Raw genomic sequence first — 17,179 nt, 5'->3', positions numbered from 1 at the left:
CGGAAGTGCCGCCGTCAGGAGCCAGGACGCCGACGGTTCACTCCCTCCCGCGGCTCACTCCCACTCGATGGTGCCCGGCGGCTTGCTGGTCACGTCCAGGACCACGCGATTGATCTCGCGGACCTCATTGGTGATCCTGGTGGAGATCTTCTCCAGCAGGTCGTACGGCAGCCGGCTCCAGTCGGCCGTCATCGCGTCCTCGCTCGTCACCGGGCGCAGCACCACCGGATGCCCGTACGTACGGCCGTCGCCCTGCACCCCGACGGACCGGACGTCGGCGAGCAGCACGACCGGGAACTGCCAGATGTCGCGGTACAGCCCGGCGGACTGGACCTCCTCGCGGGTGATCGCGTCGGCGCGGCGCAGCAGCGCCAGCCGCTCCTCGGTGACCGCGCCGATGATCCGGATCGCCAGGCCCGGGCCGGGGAACGGGTGGCGCCAGACCATCTCCTCGGGCAGCCCGAGTTCGGTGCCGACCGCCCGGACCTCGTCCTTGAACAGGGTGCGGAGCGGTTCGATGAGGGTGAACTGCAGGTCGTCGGGCAGGCCACCGACGTTGTGGTGGGACTTGATGTTGGCCGCGCCGTCACCGCCACCGGACTCCACGACGTCGGGGTAGAGGGTGCCCTGGGCGAGGAACTCGATCGGCTCGTCCTCGTTGAGCTCGCGGGTGGCCGCCTCGAAGGCGCGGATGAACTCGCGGCCGATGATCTTCCGCTTGGTCTCGGGATCGGTCACCCCGTCGAGCTCCCGCAGGAAGATGTCGGCGACGTCCTTCACCACCAGGTGCACGCCGGTCGCCGCGACGAAGTCCTTCTCGACCTGCTCGGCCTCGCCCTCCCGCAGCAGGCCGTGGTCGACGAACACGCAGACGAGCTGGTCGCCGATGGCCCGCCGGAGCAGCGCGGCGGCCACGGCGGAGTCGACGCCTCCGGACAGACCGCACAGGACACGCTTGTCACCGACGATCTCCCGGATCCGGGCGATCGAGTCCTCGACGATGTTCGCCGGGGTCCAGTCGGGACGGCAGCCGGCGATGTCGTAGAGGAAGTGCTCCAGGACGCGCTGGCCGTGCTCGGAGTGCATCACCTCGGGGTGCCACTGCACCCCGGCGACACGACGGTCCACGTTCTCGAACGCCGCGACCGGCGCTCCGGCGGTGCAGGCCAGGGCGGTGAAGCCGGCAGGCGCCTTCCGGACGGCGTCACCGTGACTCATCCAGGTGCGGAACTCGGTGGGGAGGTCGCGCAGCAGCGTGCCGGCCTCGACGACGGTGGTCCCGGTGCGACCGAACTCCGACAGTCCGGTGCGTGCCACCTCGCCGCCGAGGGTCACCGCGATCGCCTGGAACCCGTAGCAGATGCCGAAGACCGGGATGTCGGTGTCGAACAGGCCGGGGTCGACCTGTGGGGCCCCCTCGGCGTACACCGACTGCGGGCCGCCCGACAGGATGACTGCCTTGGGGTGCCGGGCGGCGACCTCGGCAGCGGTGGCCGTGTGCGGCATGATCTCCGAGAAGACCCGGGCCTCGCGAACGCGGCGGGCGATGAGCTGTGCGTACTGCGCGCCGAAGTCGATGACGATGACGGTGTCGTGGGTCTCCGCCCCCGCGGCACCGCTCGGTGTCTGATCTGCCATAGTGGGCAGTCTAGGGCCTCGCACCGACACCGCCGGCGCCGCCCGGAGACGGCACCTCACCGCCGGCGCCGCCCGGAGACGGCACCTCACCGCCGCCGATCACGTGATGCAGGTCATAAGTTAGTGTATGACTGGTTCATGGCGCTTTTCGAGAATGTCACCCAGGCGTTCGGCAACACCCCACTCGTCCGTGTCAACCGCCTGTTCGGCGACACGACGGCGCAGGTGTTCGCGAAGCTGGAGTACTACAACCCCGCGAATTCCGTGAAGGACCGGATCGGTGTCGCCATCGTCGACGCTGCCGAGGCCTCCGGTCAGCTGCAGCCCGGCGGCACCATCGTCGAGGGCACCTCCGGCAACACCGGCATCGCCCTCGCCCTGGTCGGCGCCGCCCGCGGCTACCAGGTCGTGCTGACCATGCCCGAGACCATGTCCACCGAGCGCAAGGCGCTCCTGCGTGGGTACGGGGCCGAGCTGGTGCTGACCCCGGGCAAGGAGGGCATGCGGGGTGCCGTGGCCAGGGCCGAGGAGATCGCCGCCGAGCGCGGCGGCGTTCTCGCCCGCCAGTTCGAGAACCCGGCCAACCCGGAGATCCACCGGAGGACCACTGCCGAGGAGATCTGGAAGGACACTGACGGCGCGGTCGACATCTTCGTGGCCGGTATCGGCACCGGCGGCACCATCACCGGTGTCGGCGAGGTGCTGAAGGCCCGCAAGCCCGAGGTGACGATCGTCGCGGTCGAGCCGGCCGACTCCCCGCTGCTCACCGAGGGGCACCCCGGTCCGCACAAGATCCAGGGCATCGGTGCGAACTTCGTCCCGGAGGTCCTCAACCGCGACATCCTCGACGAGGTGCTCACCGCGACCACCGAGGAGTCGGTGACCTTCGCCCGCAACGCCGCCACCCAGGAGGGCCTGCTGGTGGGCATCTCGTCAGGTGCCGCGCTGAGCGCCGCCGCCAAGCTGGCCGCCCGCCCCGAGAACGCCGGCAAGAACATCGTGGTCCTGCTGCCGGACTTCGGCGAGCGCTACCTGTCCACCATTCTGTTCGAGGGCCTCGTCTGAATCTGCAGGTCGGCACCTCGGCTGCGCCCCACCCCACCGGCAGGCAGCCGAGGTGGCCGACCCGCGGTCCGGGTCAGCCCCGCGCCGCGGCGATCTCGGAGACCCGTTCCTCCTCCGCGCGGGCGGTGAGGTCGGCGCCGGCCGTGGCGTCGCGGGTGAGGTTGCTGCCGTCGGCCGGGTCGAACACGTGCACCTTGCGGGTGTCGACCCACAGCCGGGTCGGCCGGCCGCCGCGGACCGTGCTGGCCGCGTCCAGGCTGACGACGAGGGTCGCGGGGATCTCGTCCTGGTCCAGGTCACGGGCCAGTTCCGCCATCAGCGTGGCGACCTTGGGGTCCGGTGCGTAGTCGATGTAGCCGTACTGCTCGTTGCCGAGCCACTCGGTGTGGGTGGCCGTCGCCTGGAAGGTCGTGCCGTACGGGCGGACCGCCGGGTCGACGAGGGTGTCGTCCTCGAAGAACTCGGGGCGTACGCCCAGGATCACATTGTCCTTGCCGCGGGCTGCCTCGAGGACCTGGTCGGGCACGGTCAGTGACCCGATCGGCGTGACCAGCCGGTCGCCCTCGACGTGGCTGGGCAGGAAGTTCATCGACGGGGAGCCGATGAAGCCGGCCACGAACAGGTTGACCGGCTGTTCGTAGAGTTCGCGCGGGCTGCCGACCTGCTGGAGCAGTCCTTTCTTGAGCACGGCCACCCGGTCGCCGAGGGTCATCGCCTCGGTCTGGTCGTGGGTGACGTAGACCGAGGTGGTGCCGAGGCGGCGTTGCAGCTGGGCGATCTGGGATCGCATCTGGCCGCGCAGCTTGGCGTCCAGGTTGGACAGCGGCTCGTCGAAGAGGAACGCGTCGGCCTGCCGGACGATCGCGCGTCCCATCGCCACCCGCTGCCGCTGGCCACCGGACAGGTTGGCCGGTTTGCGGTCCAGGTGTTCGCGCAGGTCCAGCATGTCCGCGGCCTGGCGGACCCGGCGGTCCAGTTCGGCGGGCGGGATCTTGTTCTTGCTGAGCCGCAGTGGGAAGGCGATGTTCTCGTAGACGGTCAGGTGGGGGTAGAGCGCGTAGTTCTGGAAGACCATCGACAGGTTGCGGTCGCGGGGCGGGAGTTCGTTGACCCGCTTCCCGTCGATCAGCAGGTCGCCGGAGGTGATGTCCTCCAGGCCGACGATCATCCGCAGCAGTGTCGACTTGCCGCACCCGGAGGGGCCGACGAGGATCATGAACTCGCCGTCGGCGATGTCGAGGCTGACGCCCTTGACGGCGGTGAAGCCGTCGTCGTACGTCTTCACGAGGTTGTTGAGGGAGATCTGGGCCATGGCTGGATCCTTGGGTGTGGTGGAGCCTTGAGTGTGACGGGCCTTGCCGTGCTGGGACTGACGGTGGACGGGGCGTCAGCCCTTGACCGCACCCTGGGTGAGGCCGGAGACGATCTGGCGCTGGAAGAGCATCACGACGATGACGATCGGGATGGTGACCACGATCGCCGCGGCCGAGATGGCCCCGGTCGGTTCCTCGAACTGTGAGGCGCCGGTGAAGAAGGCCAGGGCGGCGGGCACCGGTCTGGCGGCCGAGGTCGAGGTCAGCGAGATGCCGTACACGAAGTCGTTCCAGGCGATGAAGAAGGCGATGATCGCGGTGGTGAAGACCCCGGGCAGGGCCAGCGGGACGATCACCCGGCGGAAGGCCTGCCAGGTGGTCGCGCCGTCGACCTGGGCGGCCCGCTCCAGGTCCCACGGGATCTGCTGGAAGTACGCCGCGAGGGTGTAGATCGAGATCGGCAGGGTGAGCGAGAGGTAGGGGATGATCAGGCCCGGCCAGGTGTCGTACAGGCCGATCCGGCGCCACAGGTTGAACAGCGGGGTGGTCAGGGAGATGATCGGGAAGATCGACACCCCGAGCGCGGTGTTCAGCACGAGTCGCTTGCCGGGGAAGTCGAGGCGGGCGATGGCGTACGCACAGAACGTGGCCAGCACGACCGCGATCGCCGTGGCGATCAGCGAGATGCCGATCGAGTTCCGCAGGGCGGGCAGGAACAGGCTCTGCGCGGCGCCGGCGAAGATCATCGCGTAGTTGTCCCCGACCCACGCGGCGGGCCAGAAGTTGCCCGAGGTGACGTCGGAGGAGGACTTGAACGAGGTGACCAGGATCGAGAACAGCGGCCACAGTGTGTAGAGCAGGACGAGCAGGGCGACGAGGCCCCACAGCACCCGCTGCCTGGTGGAGAGACCGGTCATGTCACTTCACTCCTCGTCCGGCGAGATCCACCCGGAAACCCTTGATGGCGATGACCGAGATGAGGATCACGCACAGGAAGAGGATCACCGACACGGCGGACCCCAGTCCGATCTCGAGGCGCCCGATGGAGGTCCGATACGCGAGCAGTGACAGCGCCTCGGTGCCGTACGCCCCGTTGGTCATGATGAAGATGTTGTCGAAGATGCGGAAGGCGTCCAGGGCACGGAACAGCACCGCCACCATGATGGCGGCCCGCATGTTCGGCAGGATCACCCGGCTCATCCGTTCCCACCAGGTGGCTCCGTCGACCCGGGCGGCCTCGGTGAGTTCAGCGGGTACCTGGGCCAGGCCGGACAGCAGCAGCAGGGAGATGAACGGGGTGGTCTTCCAGATCTCGGAGGCCATGATGACGAACAGGGCCGGCGCGGTGGAGCCGAACCAGTCGAACGTCGGCCCGATGCCCGGCAGCCATCCGAACCACTTGTTCACGTACCCCGAGTTGATGTCGAACATGTAGAACCAGGCGAAGGCCGACACCACGGTGATGGTGCCGTACGGGATGAGGATCACCGTGCGCAGCCAGCCGCGGAGGGTACGCAGGGCGTTGTTCATCACCAGGGCCAGGAAGAAGCCCAGGACCAGCTCGACTGCCACGGTCACCACGGTGATCAGCACCGTGACGCCGAAGTCGCGCCAGAACACCGGGTCGGTCAGCACCACGCCGTAGTTGGCGAGGCCGACGAAGCGGCGCTCGGCCGGCGCGGTGAGGCGGTAGCTGAACAGGGAGTCGTAGACGCCCTGGAGGATCGGGTAGATGGTGACCGCGATCATGATCAGGAAGGCCGGGGCGGCGAGCGCCCAGCCCATCCGGCGCTCGCCGCGGGCACGTTCGGTCAGCGGTGGCCGGTGACCTTCCGCGATGGCGTGCCGGGCCGTGGAGGTGGACCCGGCGGTGACGGTCGTGCTCATAGCAGTCGTTCTCCCTTCAGCACGGCCAGCACGAAGTCCTGGGTCTCCTTGGGCGTCTGCGGGGTGACCGCATTGAGCGGCGTCCACCGCTGCTGGATCGAGGTGCTGATCTCGTTGTAGAACGGGGTCTGCGGTCGCGACTTGGCCAGGTCGAGCGACTCGCGGATGGTGTCGGCCATCGGATACTTGGCGCGCACTGCCGGATCGTCGTACGCCTTCTTGTCGGCCGGCGGATTGCCGTTGGAGACGAAGTAGTAGGCCTGGTTCTCCGGCGACACGATGCAGGAGATCGCCTGGTAGGCCAGGTCGGGGTGCTTGCTCTTCGCGCCGACGCCCAGGACGATACCGCCGTACGGGGGTGCGGTCGGTTCGTCGGCCTTCACCCGCGGGTAGAGCGCCCAGCCCATGTCGTCGAGGACCGACTGCTGGACGGTGCCCTGCTGCACGGCGCTCTGGGTGGCAGCGTAGACGAACGGCCAGTTCACCATGAACGATCCCTGGGCGCTCTGCCAGTTCACCATGGTGATGTTCTCGTTCTGGGTGCTGATGCCGGGACCGCCGAGGCCCTTCTGGCCGATGGTCGACACGATCCGGGCGGCCTCCTCGCCGGCCGGGGTGTCGAGGCCGAGCTGATAGTCGGCGGACGGGGCGTCAGGGTTGAGGATGATGTGCTGGCCCTGCGACTCGTACAGGGCGTTCACCCAGACCGTCATGGACTCCGACCGGATCCCCTGCACGCCGAGTTGCTTGCCGGTCTTCTCGGTCGCGGCCATCAGCTGGTCCCAGGTGACCGGCTGGCTCATGTCGAGCCCGGCCTCCTGGGCGACGGACTTCTTGTACCAGAGCAGCTGGGTGTTCGCCCAGAACGGGACGGCCGTGATCCGGCCGCGCCAGGTGGCGGCCTGGACGGCGCCCTCCACTGCGTCCGCGGTCGAGTCCGCCGCCACCTTGTCCGGTACGGGGGCCAGAAAGCCGGGCTCCGCCAGCTCGGGCATGAACGGCGGATCGAGGCTCATGATGTCCAGCGAGGTGTCGCCGGCGGCGAGGCGGCGGGCCAGTTGCTCGCGCTGTGACGTCGCGTCGCGAGGGAGCAGCGCGGTCTGGATAGCGTACGCGCCGCCGGAGGCAGCCGAGCAGCGCTGGGCGATTTCTGCCTGTCCGCCGTCGTCGGGGTTGATGTACCAGGTGAGCGTGGGGGTGCCGGGTCCCCCGGTCGCGGAGCAGCCGCTCAAGGCGATCGTCGCCGCAAGTGCAGCGGCTGCGACCGTCGCCAACGCCCGCCGTGGTCGCCGGGGAGGCGAACCGGGCTGATGCATGACCATTCCTTCCACAACGTTGTAGACAGGGACGCGCCGGGGGAAACGCTGAGGGGTGGGAGGCCGAAATGGGACGTACGTCACCCCACACCTGAGTCGACCATCGCTACCGACGCGGCGAATGTCAAGGGCCACCGGATAATAATCGGTTGTCCGCACGGCGTGTCGAGGAGGAGGACACCCGGGGAGGTCCTCTGTGCGCCCGGCACGGGTCTTACCTGGCAGCGGCGCCGGGCTCTGGCAGAAGGTGCGGTGTCAGCCAGCCGCGGCTCGCCGGCACGCGGCGTCTACCTGAAAGCGCCGGATCTGGCGGACGCTGCCCCAGCTACTGTGGTCCGGCGGGCCGGAACGGGTCAGATCGGCCGTCCGACCTCACCGGAGCAGTCGACGCCTCGCCGGAATAGTCGACGCGGTCAGCGGTCCGTCGGATGATCCCTTCGGATCGCTTCGTGATGCCGGACCACCTCGGACACGATGAAAGCCAGGAACTTCTCGGCGAACTCCGGGTCCAAGTGGGAGTCCTCGGCCAACGCCCGCAGCCGGCGGATCTGTTCGGCTTCACGTGCCGGATCGGCGGGCGGCAGGTCATGAGCGGCCTTCAGCACCCCGACCTGCTGGGTGATCTTGAACCGCTCCGCCAAGAGATGCACGAGGGCGGCGTCCATGTTGTCGATGGACGCGCGCAGGCGCCCCAGCTCCGCCATCACGTCATCAGCTGCCACGTCATCGACCCTATCCCAGAAGAGGCCATGGCAAGCGGATACGGTGATACCGAGGAACGGCCCCTCAGCATGGGCCTTCCAGGAAGAGGTGTGTAACGCAGTTGAGGCCGGCACCCCCCTGGGGGCTGTCGGGACATGCGGAGCGGGCCGATACCCCTGTACAGGGGTATCGGCCCGCTCTGTCACACCTGGAATGGTGTGTGTTGTCCGGCGATGTCCTAGTCTCCCACACACTCCCGTGTGCAGTACCATCGGCGCTGGAAGGCTTGACTTCCGGGTTCGGAATGTGGCCGGGTATTTCCCTTCCGCCATGATCACCGTAACACTGTCGAAACAGTACCACTATTCAACTGTCCCCCACCCGCCAACCCGGACAGGCTGGATCTACCAGCCTGGACAGGCCGGGGGTGGGGTGTCAGGAACGGTGTTTGTGTTCCGGGAACAACATAGTGGACGCGAACAATCTTCACAGGAAAGTCTTGTGTGTTTGGGGTAAGCCCTCGGCCTATTAGTATCGGTCAGCTCCACCCGTTACCAGGCTTCCACATCCGACCTATCAACCCAGTCGTCTACTGGGGGCCTTACCAAAAGTGGGAGTCCTCATCTTGAAGCGTGCTTCCCGCTTAGATGCTTTCAGCGGTTATCACTCCCCAACGTAGCCAACCAGCCATGCCCTGGGCAGGACAACTGGCACACCAGAGGTTGGTCCGTCCCGGTCCTCTCGTACTAAGGACAGCCCTTCTCAAGACTCCTACGCGCGCAGCGGATAGGGACCGAACTGTCTCACGACGTTCTGAACCCAGCTCGCGTGCCGCTTTAATGGGCGAACAGCCCAACCCTTGGGACCGACTCCAGCCCCAGGATGCGACGAGCCGACATCGAGGTGCCAAACCATGCCGTCGCTATGGACGCTCGGGCAAGATCAGCCTGTTATCCCCGGGGTACCTTTTATCCGTTGAGTGACGGCGCTTCCACACGCCACCGTCAGATCACTAGTCCCGACTTTCGTCCCTGCTCGACCCGTCGGTCTCACAGTCAAGCTCCCTTGTGCACTTACACTCGACACCTGATTGCCAACCAGGCTGAGGGAACCTTTGGGCGCCTCCGTTACTCTTTGGGAGGCGACCGCCCCAGTCAAACTACCCATCAGGCACTGTCCCTGAACCAGATCATGGTCCGAGGTTAGATAACCAGAACAACCAGAGTGGTATTTCAACAATGACTCCACAATCACTGGCGTGACCGCTTCAACGTCTCCCACCTATCCTACACAAGCTGTACCGATCACCAATACCAAACTATAGTAAAGGTCCCGGGGTCTTTCCGTCCTGCTGCGCGTAACGAGCATCTTTACTCGTAATGCAATTTCACCGAGTTCGTGGTTGAGACAGTGCCCGAGTCGTTACTCCATTCGTGCAGGTCGGAACTTACCCGACAAGGAATTTCGCTACCTTAGGATGGTTATAGTTACCACCGCCGTTTACTGGGGCTTAAGTTCAGTGCTTCACCGAAGTTGACACGTCCCCTTAACCTTCCAGCACCGGGCAGGAGTCAGTCCGTATACCTCGTCTTACGACTTCGCACGGACCTGTGTTTTTGATAAACAGTCGCTTGGGCCTGGTCTCTGCGGCCATCAACGCTCCCCCACGCCAGGCAGGGTCACGCCTCCGGCCCCCCTTATCCCGAAGTTACGGGGGTATTTTGCCGAGTTCCTTAACCACGATTCTCTCGATCGCCTTAGTATTCTCTACTCATCCACCTGTGTCGGTTTCGGGTACGGGCGGCTCATGACATCGCTCACGAAGCTTTTCTCGGCAGCCGAGGATCACCCACACCACCACACCAAGTGTGGCAGTGGCATCAGGTCTCAGACACCGCGGGGCACGGATTTACCTACACCCCGTCCTACACCTTTACCCTGGGACAACCACCGCCCAGGATGGGCTACCTTCCTGCGTCACTCCGTAGCTTGCCTACTACACGTCTGGGTCGCAGAGTCACCCCACCCACACCACCCGAAGGCAGCCATGGGCACGGCTTCCGTGCTCAGCATCGCGCGCCTCGGCAGGGGCGCCATTACACCGGTACGGGAATATCAACCCGTTGTCCATCGACTACGCCTGTCGGCCTCGCCTTAGGTCCCGACTTACCCAGGGCAGATTAGCTTGACCCTGGAACCCTTGGATATTCGGCGGACGGGTTTCTCACCCGTCATTCGCTACTCATGCCTGCATTCTCACTCGCACGCACTCCACACCCGGTCACCCGACTGCTTCACCACACGCACGACGCTCCCCTACCCATCCACAAAAATGTGAATGCCACAGCTTCGGCGGACTACTTAGCCCCGCTGAATTGTCGGCGCAGAATCACTTGACCAGTGAGCTATTACGCACTCTTTCAAGGATGGCTGCTTCCAAGCCAACCTCCTGGTTGTCACCGCAACTCCACATCCTTTTCCACTCAGTAGCCGCTTAGGGGCCTTAGCTGATGATCTGGGCTGTTTCCCTCTCGACAATGAAGCTTATCCCCCACTGTCTCACTGCCACGCTCTCACTTCACCGGCATTCGGAGTTTGGCTGATTTCGGTAAGCTTGTAGGCCCCCTAGACCATCCAGTGCTCTACCTCCGGGAAGAAACACGCGACGCTGCACCTAAATGCATTTCGGGGAGAACCAGCTATCACGTAGTTTGATTGGCCTTTCACCCCTATCCACAGCTCATCCCCCCAGTTTTCAACCTAGGTGGGTTCGGTCCTCCACGACGTCTTACCGACGCTTCAACCTGGCCATGGATAGATCACTACGCTTCGGGTCTAGAGCATGCGACTCAACGCCCTTATCGGACTCGCTTTCGCTACGACTCCCCCACACGGGTTAACCTCGCCACACACCACTAACTCGCAGGCTCATTTTTCAATAGGCACGCCGTCACCCCCCAAAGAAGGCTCCGACGGCTTGTAGGCGACCGGTTTCAGGTACTATTTCACTCCCCTCCCGGGGTACTTTTCACCATTCCCTCACGGTACTGATCCGCTATCGGTCACCAAGGAGTATTCAGGCTTAGCGGGTGGTCCCGCCAGATTCACACGAAATTCCAGGAGTCCCGTGCTACTTGGGAACCCGACAATGGAGTGCGCAGCTTACGTCTACAGGGGTCTTACCTACTCTGCCGGACCTTCCCAGAATCCTTCGACTTCACCACACATTTCTGACTCCACGACCCGTCAACAGCCGGATCAAGTCGAGCCCCACAACCCCACGCATGCAACACCTGTCAGCTATCACACACACGCAGTTTGGCCTCATCCGCGTTCGCTCGCCACTACTAACGGAATCACTATTGTTTTCTCTTCCTATGGGTACTGAGATGTTTCACTTCCCCACGTTCCCTCCCACTACCCTATACATTCAGGTAGAGGCTGCTCCACATGACTGGAGACATTCAAGGTTTCCCTATTCGGACACCCCCGGATCACCGCTCGTTTACCAACTCCCCGGGGCTTATCGCAGGTTACCGCGTCCTTCATCGGCTCTTGGTGCCAAGGCATCCACCGATCGCCCTTAGTAGCTTTCCCAACACAAATATCAAGAAAAATCTACAAAGATGCTCGCGTCCACTATGAAGTTCTCAAAACACAACCACCACCACAACCAACCATCCCTGATCAGCTGCGATCCCGGCACCAGAAACCCGCCACGCTACCCGAAAGCAACCAGCTACCCGAAAGCAACCAGCCGCCCGAAAGCAACCCGTGGCCGAGGTCTCAGGACCCAACAGTGCGCCCCACCCACCAGAAAACCCGGTGACCCCTGCACAATGACAGGAGCAGTCAATGTTCCACCCAGAAAACCCACCGGCACCGCCGGCCACCACCACGGCGACCGATCCGACCGGCAACCACAGCCACCCCCGCACCGCCCCGCACACGGGACGACCGAGCATGCTGCGTTGTCATGGGCTCCTTAGAAAGGAGGTGATCCAGCCGCACCTTCCGGTACGGCTACCTTGTTACGACTTAGTCCTAATTACCAGCCCCACCTTCGACGACTCCCTCCCACACAGGGTTGGGCCGCCGGCTTCGGGTGTTGCCGACTTTCATGACTTGACGGGCGGTGTGTACAAGGCCCGGGAACGTATTCACCGCAGCGTTGCTGATCTGCGATTACTAGCGACTCCGACTTCATGGGGTCGAGTTGCAGACCCCAATCCGAACTGAGACCGGCTTTTTGAGATTCGCTCACCCTCACAGGCTCGCAGCTCTTTGTACCGGCCATTGTAGCATGCGTGAAGCCCTGGACATAAGGGGCATGATGACTTGACGTCATCCCCACCTTCCTCCGAGTTGACCCCGGCAGTCTCCTATGAGTCCCCAACCGAATTGCTGGCAACATAGGACAAGGGTTGCGCTCGTTGCGGGACTTAACCCAACATCTCACGACACGAGCTGACGACAGCCATGCACCACCTGTCAACCGGCCCAAAGGGAAGCCACATCTCTGCGACCATCCGGCAGATGTCAAACCCAGGTAAGGTTCTTCGCGTTGCATCGAATTAATCCGCATGCTCCGCCGCTTGTGCGGGCCCCCGTCAATTCCTTTGAGTTTTAGCCTTGCGGCCGTACTCCCCAGGCGGGGCACTTAATGCGTTAGCTACGGCACGGATCACGTGGAATGTGACCCACACCTAGTGCCCACCGTTTACGGCGTGGACTACCAGGGTATCTAAGCCTGTTTGCTCCCCACGCTTTCGCTTCTCAGCGTCAGGAAAGGTCCAGAGAACCGCCTTCGCCACTGGTGTTCCTCCTGATATCTGCGCATTCCACCGCTCCACCAGGAATTCCATTCTCCCCTACCTTCCTCTAGTCAGCCCGTATCGAAAGCAAGCTCAGGATTAAGGCCCGAGTTTTCACTTTCGACGCGACAAACCGCCTACAAGCTCTTTACGCCCAATAATTCCGGACAACGCTCGCACCCTACGTATCACCGCGGCTGCTGGCACGTAGTTGGCCGGTGCTTCTTCTCCCACTACCGTCACAAAAGCTTCGTCATGAGTGAAAGCGGTTTACAACCCGAAGGCCGTCATCCCGCACGCGGCGTTGCTGCGTCAGGCTTCCGCCCATTGCGCAATATTCCCCACTGCTGCCTCCCGTAGGAGTCTGGGCCGTATCTCAGTCCCAATGTGGCCGGTCACCCTCTCAGGCCGGCTACCCGTCGACGCCTTGGTGAGCCACTACCTCACCAACAAGCTGATAGGCCGCGAGTCCATCCCCCACCGCAAAAACTTTCCACCCCCACCCATGCAGGCAGGAGTCATATCCGGTATTAGCCACCATTTCTGGAAGTTATCCCGAAGTGAGGGGCAGGTCACTCACGTGTTACTCACCCGTTCGCCACTCGTGTACCCCGAAGGGCCTTACCGTTCGACTTGCATGTGTTAAGCACGCCGCCAGCGTTCGTCCTGAGCCAGGATCAAACTCTCCATCGAAAAAATATCGCCACACCCCACCAAAGCAGGGCGAAAAGCGTCACACAGAGAGAGACCCGACATACCAGACATAAACTGGTCCATCAACATCTCAAAGAAATTCCGACCAACCCCCCGAAGAGAGCCAGCCGGGGACAACACAAACAAACATTCGTGATGTCAAACACCACCAAAAGTGATGTCATTTGGCATTGACTAAACAAAGCACACTGTTGAGTTCTCAAACATCGGACACACACCAAACCACCCCGGAACAATCCGGAGCCGCCCGGGGCGACCAGATCAACCTTACCCAGCAATCCTCACGAAGTCAAACCCGACTCCCTCAGACCACCAAGCCCCAACCACCATCCCTGGCCATCAGGATCACCATCCCGATTCCCCGTTCCGGCGACTCAAACTACTTTACCGTCCGATTCCCACCGAGTCAAATCCGTGAAAATCTTCCAGCCCCGGAAAGAAAACCCCCGGAAAACCGTTCTCGGTCCTCGAAAGAATTCCTTCCAGAATCACCACCGCAAACTCCTCGAAACCCGAGAAGTTCACCGCGACAACTCGATCAACTTTAGAGACCCGACACCCTGGAGTCAAATCCACGACACCGAAATCCCCTACCCCACACCCCCGACGAGTAACCGGCCCGGCCGCACACACGGCACGACACAGACCCGCCCACAAGACGAAGGAGAAAAGGGATTGACCCTACCGGACGATCCCCCGAACACCAAGGACCACAACCCCGCAAGGCCAAGTGAACACTACCCACTACCCGCCCCCAGGTCAAACCGGCCCGGGGTGACGCTCGCCGCGTCCACGTCACCGTCCTCGTGTCGTGGTACCGACATGTCCCTGCTACTGACGACCAAGGACCGGCAAGGCCACATCGGTGAGCAGGCAGCGACGACGGGACCACGGAGCCCCGGACAACGACGACCGAGGTCCCGCACCGATCGACGTCGGCTACGGGACCTCGGTCCGCACTTCGGACAGCTCAGAGCCGGTGCAGCACGACCTCGACCCGCTGGAACTCCTTCACCTCGGTGTAACCGGTGGTGGCGAGCGAGCGCTTCAGGGCCCCGACGAGGTTCATCGTGCCGTCTGCGGTGTGCGACGGGCCGACCATGATCTCCCGCAGCGATCCGACGATCGGGAAGTGGACCCGTTCGCCGCGGGGCAGTTCGCCGTGCCAGGCCTCGGCGCCCCAGTGGTAGCCGTGACCGGGCGCTTCCTCGGCCGAGGCCAGCGGTGCACCGACCATCACCGCGTCCGCACCTAGGGCGATCGCCTTGGCGATGTCACCGGACCGGCCGACGGCGCCGTCGGCGATGACGTGGACGTAGCGGCCACCCGACTCGTCCAGATAGTCCCGGCGTGCCTCCGCGACGTCCGCGATCGCGGTGGCCATCGGCACCTCGATGCCCAGCACCCGGCGGGTGGAGTGGGTCGCGGCGCCGCCGAAGCCCACCAGCACACCGGCGGCACCGGAACGCATCAGGTGCAGGGAGCTCTGGTAGGTGGCGCACCCACCGACAATCACCGGCACGTCCAGCTCATAGATGAACTTCTTCAGGTTCAGCGGTTCGCGCCGGGTCGACACGTGCTCGGCCGAGACGACGGTGCCACGGATGACGAAGAAATCAGGACCGGAAGCGACAACGTCGTGGGCGAACTCGGCGGTGTTCTGCGGGGACAGGGATCCCGCCACCGGCACCCCGGCATCCCGGACCTCCGCCATCCGCTCCCGGATCAGCTCCGGCTTGATCGGCTCCGAGTAGATCTCCTGCAGCCGCCGGGTGGCCGCCGTCGGGTCCTCGATGGCACCGAGTTCCTCCAGCAGCGGCCGCGGATCGGCGTAGCGGGTCCAGAGGCCCTCGAGGTTCAGCACCCCGAGGCCACCGAGCCGGCCGATCTCGATCGCTGTCTGCGGCGACATGATGGAGTCCATCGGCGCAGCGATCAGCGGGAAGTCGAAGCTCACCGCATCGATCTTCCAGGTGAGATCCACCTCCTCGATGCCACGCGTACGCCGCTGCGGAACGATCGCAATGTCGTCCAGGGCGAACGCGTGTTCGGCGCGCTTGCTCCGACCGATGTCGTACATCACTTCTCCTCCTCGGGCCGGGGACACGACGCCTCCGGGTGTGGACCGCGGGCGAGCCGGCCCGCGACGGCTGCGGACGTACGCCGCGGGGTGTCAGGACGTCACTTCTCGTGGCCCGAGTAGTTGGGGGCCTCGACAGTCATCTGGATGTCATGCGGGTGCGACTCGCGCAGGCCGGCGCTGGTGATCCGGACGAAACGGCCCTTGGCGTGCAGTTCGGGGATCGTCCGCGCGCCCGAGTAGAACATCGACTGGTGCAGGCCGCCGATGAGCTGGTAGGCGACCGCCGCGAGCGGGCCCTTGTAGGGCACCTGGCCCTCGATCCCCTCGGGGATCAGCTTGTCGTCGGAGGCGACGTCGTTCTGGAAGTAGCGGTCCTTGGAGTAGGAGGCCTTGCGCCCGCGAGTGGCCATGGCACCGAGGGAACCCATGCCGCGGTAGGTCTTGAACTGCTTGCCGTTGACGAAGATCAGGTCGCCCGGGGCCTCGGCGCAACCGGCCAGCAGCGAGCCGAGCATCACCGTGTCCGCTCCGGCCACCAGGGCCTTCGCGATGTCGCCGGAGTACTGCAGGCCGCCGTCGCCGATCACCGGGACGCCGGCCGGGCGGGCCGCGCGGGCGGCGTCGTAGATCGCGGTGATCTGTGGCACGCCGACGCCGGAGACGACCCGGGTGGTGCAGATCGAGCCGGGGCCGACACCGACCTTGATGCCGTCCACCCCCGCCTCGACCAGGGCCTTGGCGCCCTCGTACGTGGCGACGTTACCGCCGATGATGTCGACGCCGTCGGCGCGCTTCTCCTTCTTGAGGCGCTTGATGATGTCGATCTCGGAACGGGAGTGGCCGTGCGCGGTGTCCACCACGATCACGTCGACACCCTCCTCGATCAGCGACATGCCGCGCTCCCAGGCGTCACCGAAGATGCCGATGCCGGCGCCGACGCGCAGCCGGCCCTGAGCGTCCTTGGTGGCGTTGGGGTACTGGTCGGACTTCACGAAGTCCTTCAACGTGATCAGGCCGGTGAGCCGGCAGTCCGCGTCGACCAGCGGAAGCTTCTCGATCTTGTGCTTCGCCAGCAGGGCGAGTGCCTCGTCGCTCGAGATGCCGACGTGGCCGGTGACCAGCGGCATCTTCGTCATCACCTCGGAGACCTTGCGGCTCGAGTCGGACTCGAAGCGCATGTCGCGGTTGGTGATGATGCCGACGAGCTTCATGTCGCCCTCGACGACCGGCACACCGGAGATGCGGAAGTGGGCGCAGATCTCGTCGACGTCCTTCAGGGTGGCGTCCGGGGAGATGGTGATCGGCTCGTCCACCATGCCGGCCTCGGAGCGCTTCACCTGGTCAACCATCGCCGCCTGGTCGTGGATCGACAGGTTGCGGTGCAGGATGCCGATGCCACCCTCGCGGGCCATCGCGACGGCCATCCTGGTCTCGGTGACGGTGTCCATGGCGGCGCTGATCAGCGGCACCTTGAGCGCGATGTTCTTCGTGAGTCGCGACGTGGTGTCCACCTCGGAGGGGATCACATCGGACTTGTTGGGCTGGAGCAGCACGTCATCGTACGTGAGACCGAGCACCCCGAACGGGCTGGGAACCTGTGACGTGACCAGATCGCCGAAATCCGACACTGTGAGCCTTTCGCTGGGG

At 64.4% G+C, this 17,179-nt stretch carries 9 protein-coding genes and 3 rRNA genes; 1 reads left to right on the top strand and 11 read right to left on the bottom strand.

Translation table 11 applies throughout. From position 1 onward, the window contains the following. Positions 1-54 precede the first annotated feature (54 nt). Positions 55-1,638 (bottom strand): glutamine-hydrolyzing GMP synthase, encoded by a 1,584-nt coding sequence (gene guaA / locus R0145_RS04260; RefSeq protein WP_317839171.1) that lies wholly within the window; start codon positions 1,636-1,638, stop codon positions 55-57. A 138-nt stretch (positions 1,639-1,776) separates the two neighbouring features. Between guaA and cysK the strand changes: the two genes are divergently transcribed. Then, positions 1,777-2,703 carry a cysteine synthase A gene (cysK, locus tag R0145_RS04255; RefSeq protein WP_317839170.1) on the top strand — a complete coding sequence of 309 codons (927 nt, stop codon included), beginning with the start codon at positions 1,777-1,779 and terminating at the stop codon, positions 2,701-2,703. A gap of 73 nt (positions 2,704-2,776) precedes the next feature. On the opposite strand, the gene R0145_RS04250 is transcribed toward cysK, so the two are convergent. The 10 genes from R0145_RS04250 to guaB form a co-directional block, all read right to left on the bottom strand. Continuing rightward, on the bottom strand, positions 2,777-4,015 hold the full coding sequence (locus R0145_RS04250; RefSeq protein WP_317839169.1) for a sn-glycerol-3-phosphate ABC transporter ATP-binding protein UgpC: 1,239 nt from the start codon (positions 4,013-4,015) through the stop codon (positions 2,777-2,779). A gap of 75 nt (positions 4,016-4,090) precedes the next feature. After that, positions 4,091-4,933, bottom strand: a complete 843-nt coding sequence (locus tag R0145_RS04245; RefSeq protein ID WP_317839168.1) for a carbohydrate ABC transporter permease — start codon at positions 4,931-4,933, stop codon at positions 4,091-4,093. Position 4,934: 1 nt separating this feature from the next. Next, positions 4,935-5,903, bottom strand: a complete 969-nt coding sequence (locus R0145_RS04240; protein WP_317839167.1) for a sugar ABC transporter permease — start codon at positions 5,901-5,903, stop codon at positions 4,935-4,937. Next, the gene (locus R0145_RS04235; RefSeq protein WP_317839166.1) at positions 5,900-7,219 is read right to left on the bottom strand and encodes an extracellular solute-binding protein; all 1,320 of its coding nucleotides are present in this window, start codon (positions 7,217-7,219) and stop codon (positions 5,900-5,902) included. The genes R0145_RS04240 and R0145_RS04235 overlap by 4 nt, the downstream gene beginning before the upstream one ends. A 413-nt stretch (positions 7,220-7,632) precedes the next feature. Then, positions 7,633-7,923, bottom strand: a complete 291-nt coding sequence (locus R0145_RS04230) for a chorismate mutase (protein ID WP_317840140.1) — start codon at positions 7,921-7,923, stop codon at positions 7,633-7,635. A 223-nt stretch (positions 7,924-8,146) separates the two neighbouring features. Then, positions 8,147-8,263, bottom strand: a 5S ribosomal RNA gene (gene rrf, locus R0145_RS04225). Between the two features lie 166 nt (positions 8,264-8,429). Further along, positions 8,430-11,518: ribosomal RNA gene (locus tag R0145_RS04220) — 23S ribosomal RNA — on the bottom strand. 392 nt (positions 11,519-11,910) lie between these two features. Beyond that, positions 11,911-13,428 (bottom strand): 16S ribosomal RNA (locus tag R0145_RS04215). Together the 16S, 23S and 5S rRNA genes form the textbook arrangement of a ribosomal RNA operon. Before the next feature lie 991 nt (positions 13,429-14,419). Continuing rightward, positions 14,420-15,529 carry a GuaB3 family IMP dehydrogenase-related protein gene (locus tag R0145_RS04210; RefSeq protein WP_317839165.1) on the bottom strand — a complete coding sequence of 370 codons (1,110 nt, stop codon included), beginning with the start codon at positions 15,527-15,529 and terminating at the stop codon, positions 14,420-14,422. Positions 15,530-15,630: 101 nt separating this feature from the next. Continuing rightward, entirely contained in the window at positions 15,631-17,142 is a 1,512-nt protein-coding gene (gene guaB / locus R0145_RS04205) for an IMP dehydrogenase (protein ID WP_317840139.1), read from the bottom strand. Positions 17,143-17,179: the final 37 nt, after the last annotated feature.

It is taken from the genome of Raineyella sp. W15-4 (genome assembly GCF_033170155.1).
Classification (GTDB): domain Bacteria; phylum Actinomycetota; class Actinomycetes; order Propionibacteriales; family Propionibacteriaceae; genus Raineyella.
Note: the sequence above shows the minus strand (reverse complement) of the source record. Positions and strands in the feature narration are given on the sequence as shown.

Coding starts and splice junctions, on each gene's coding strand:
- guaA (WP_317839171.1), bottom strand. CDS start 1,638: ATGGCAGATCAGACACCGAGCGGTGCCGCGGGGGCGGAGACCCACGAC.
- cysK (WP_317839170.1), top strand. CDS start 1,777: ATGGCGCTTTTCGAGAATGTCACCCAGGCGTTCGGCAACACCCCACTC.
- R0145_RS04250 (WP_317839169.1), bottom strand. CDS start 4,015: ATGGCCCAGATCTCCCTCAACAACCTCGTGAAGACGTACGACGACGGC.
- R0145_RS04245 (WP_317839168.1), bottom strand. CDS start 4,933: ATGACCGGTCTCTCCACCAGGCAGCGGGTGCTGTGGGGCCTCGTCGCC.
- R0145_RS04240 (WP_317839167.1), bottom strand. CDS start 5,903: ATGAGCACGACCGTCACCGCCGGGTCCACCTCCACGGCCCGGCACGCC.
- R0145_RS04235 (WP_317839166.1), bottom strand. CDS start 7,219: ATGCATCAGCCCGGTTCGCCTCCCCGGCGACCACGGCGGGCGTTGGCG.
- R0145_RS04230 (WP_317840140.1), bottom strand. CDS start 7,923: ATGGCGGAGCTGGGGCGCCTGCGCGCGTCCATCGACAACATGGACGCC.
- R0145_RS04210 (WP_317839165.1), bottom strand. CDS start 15,529: ATGTACGACATCGGTCGGAGCAAGCGCGCCGAACACGCGTTCGCCCTG.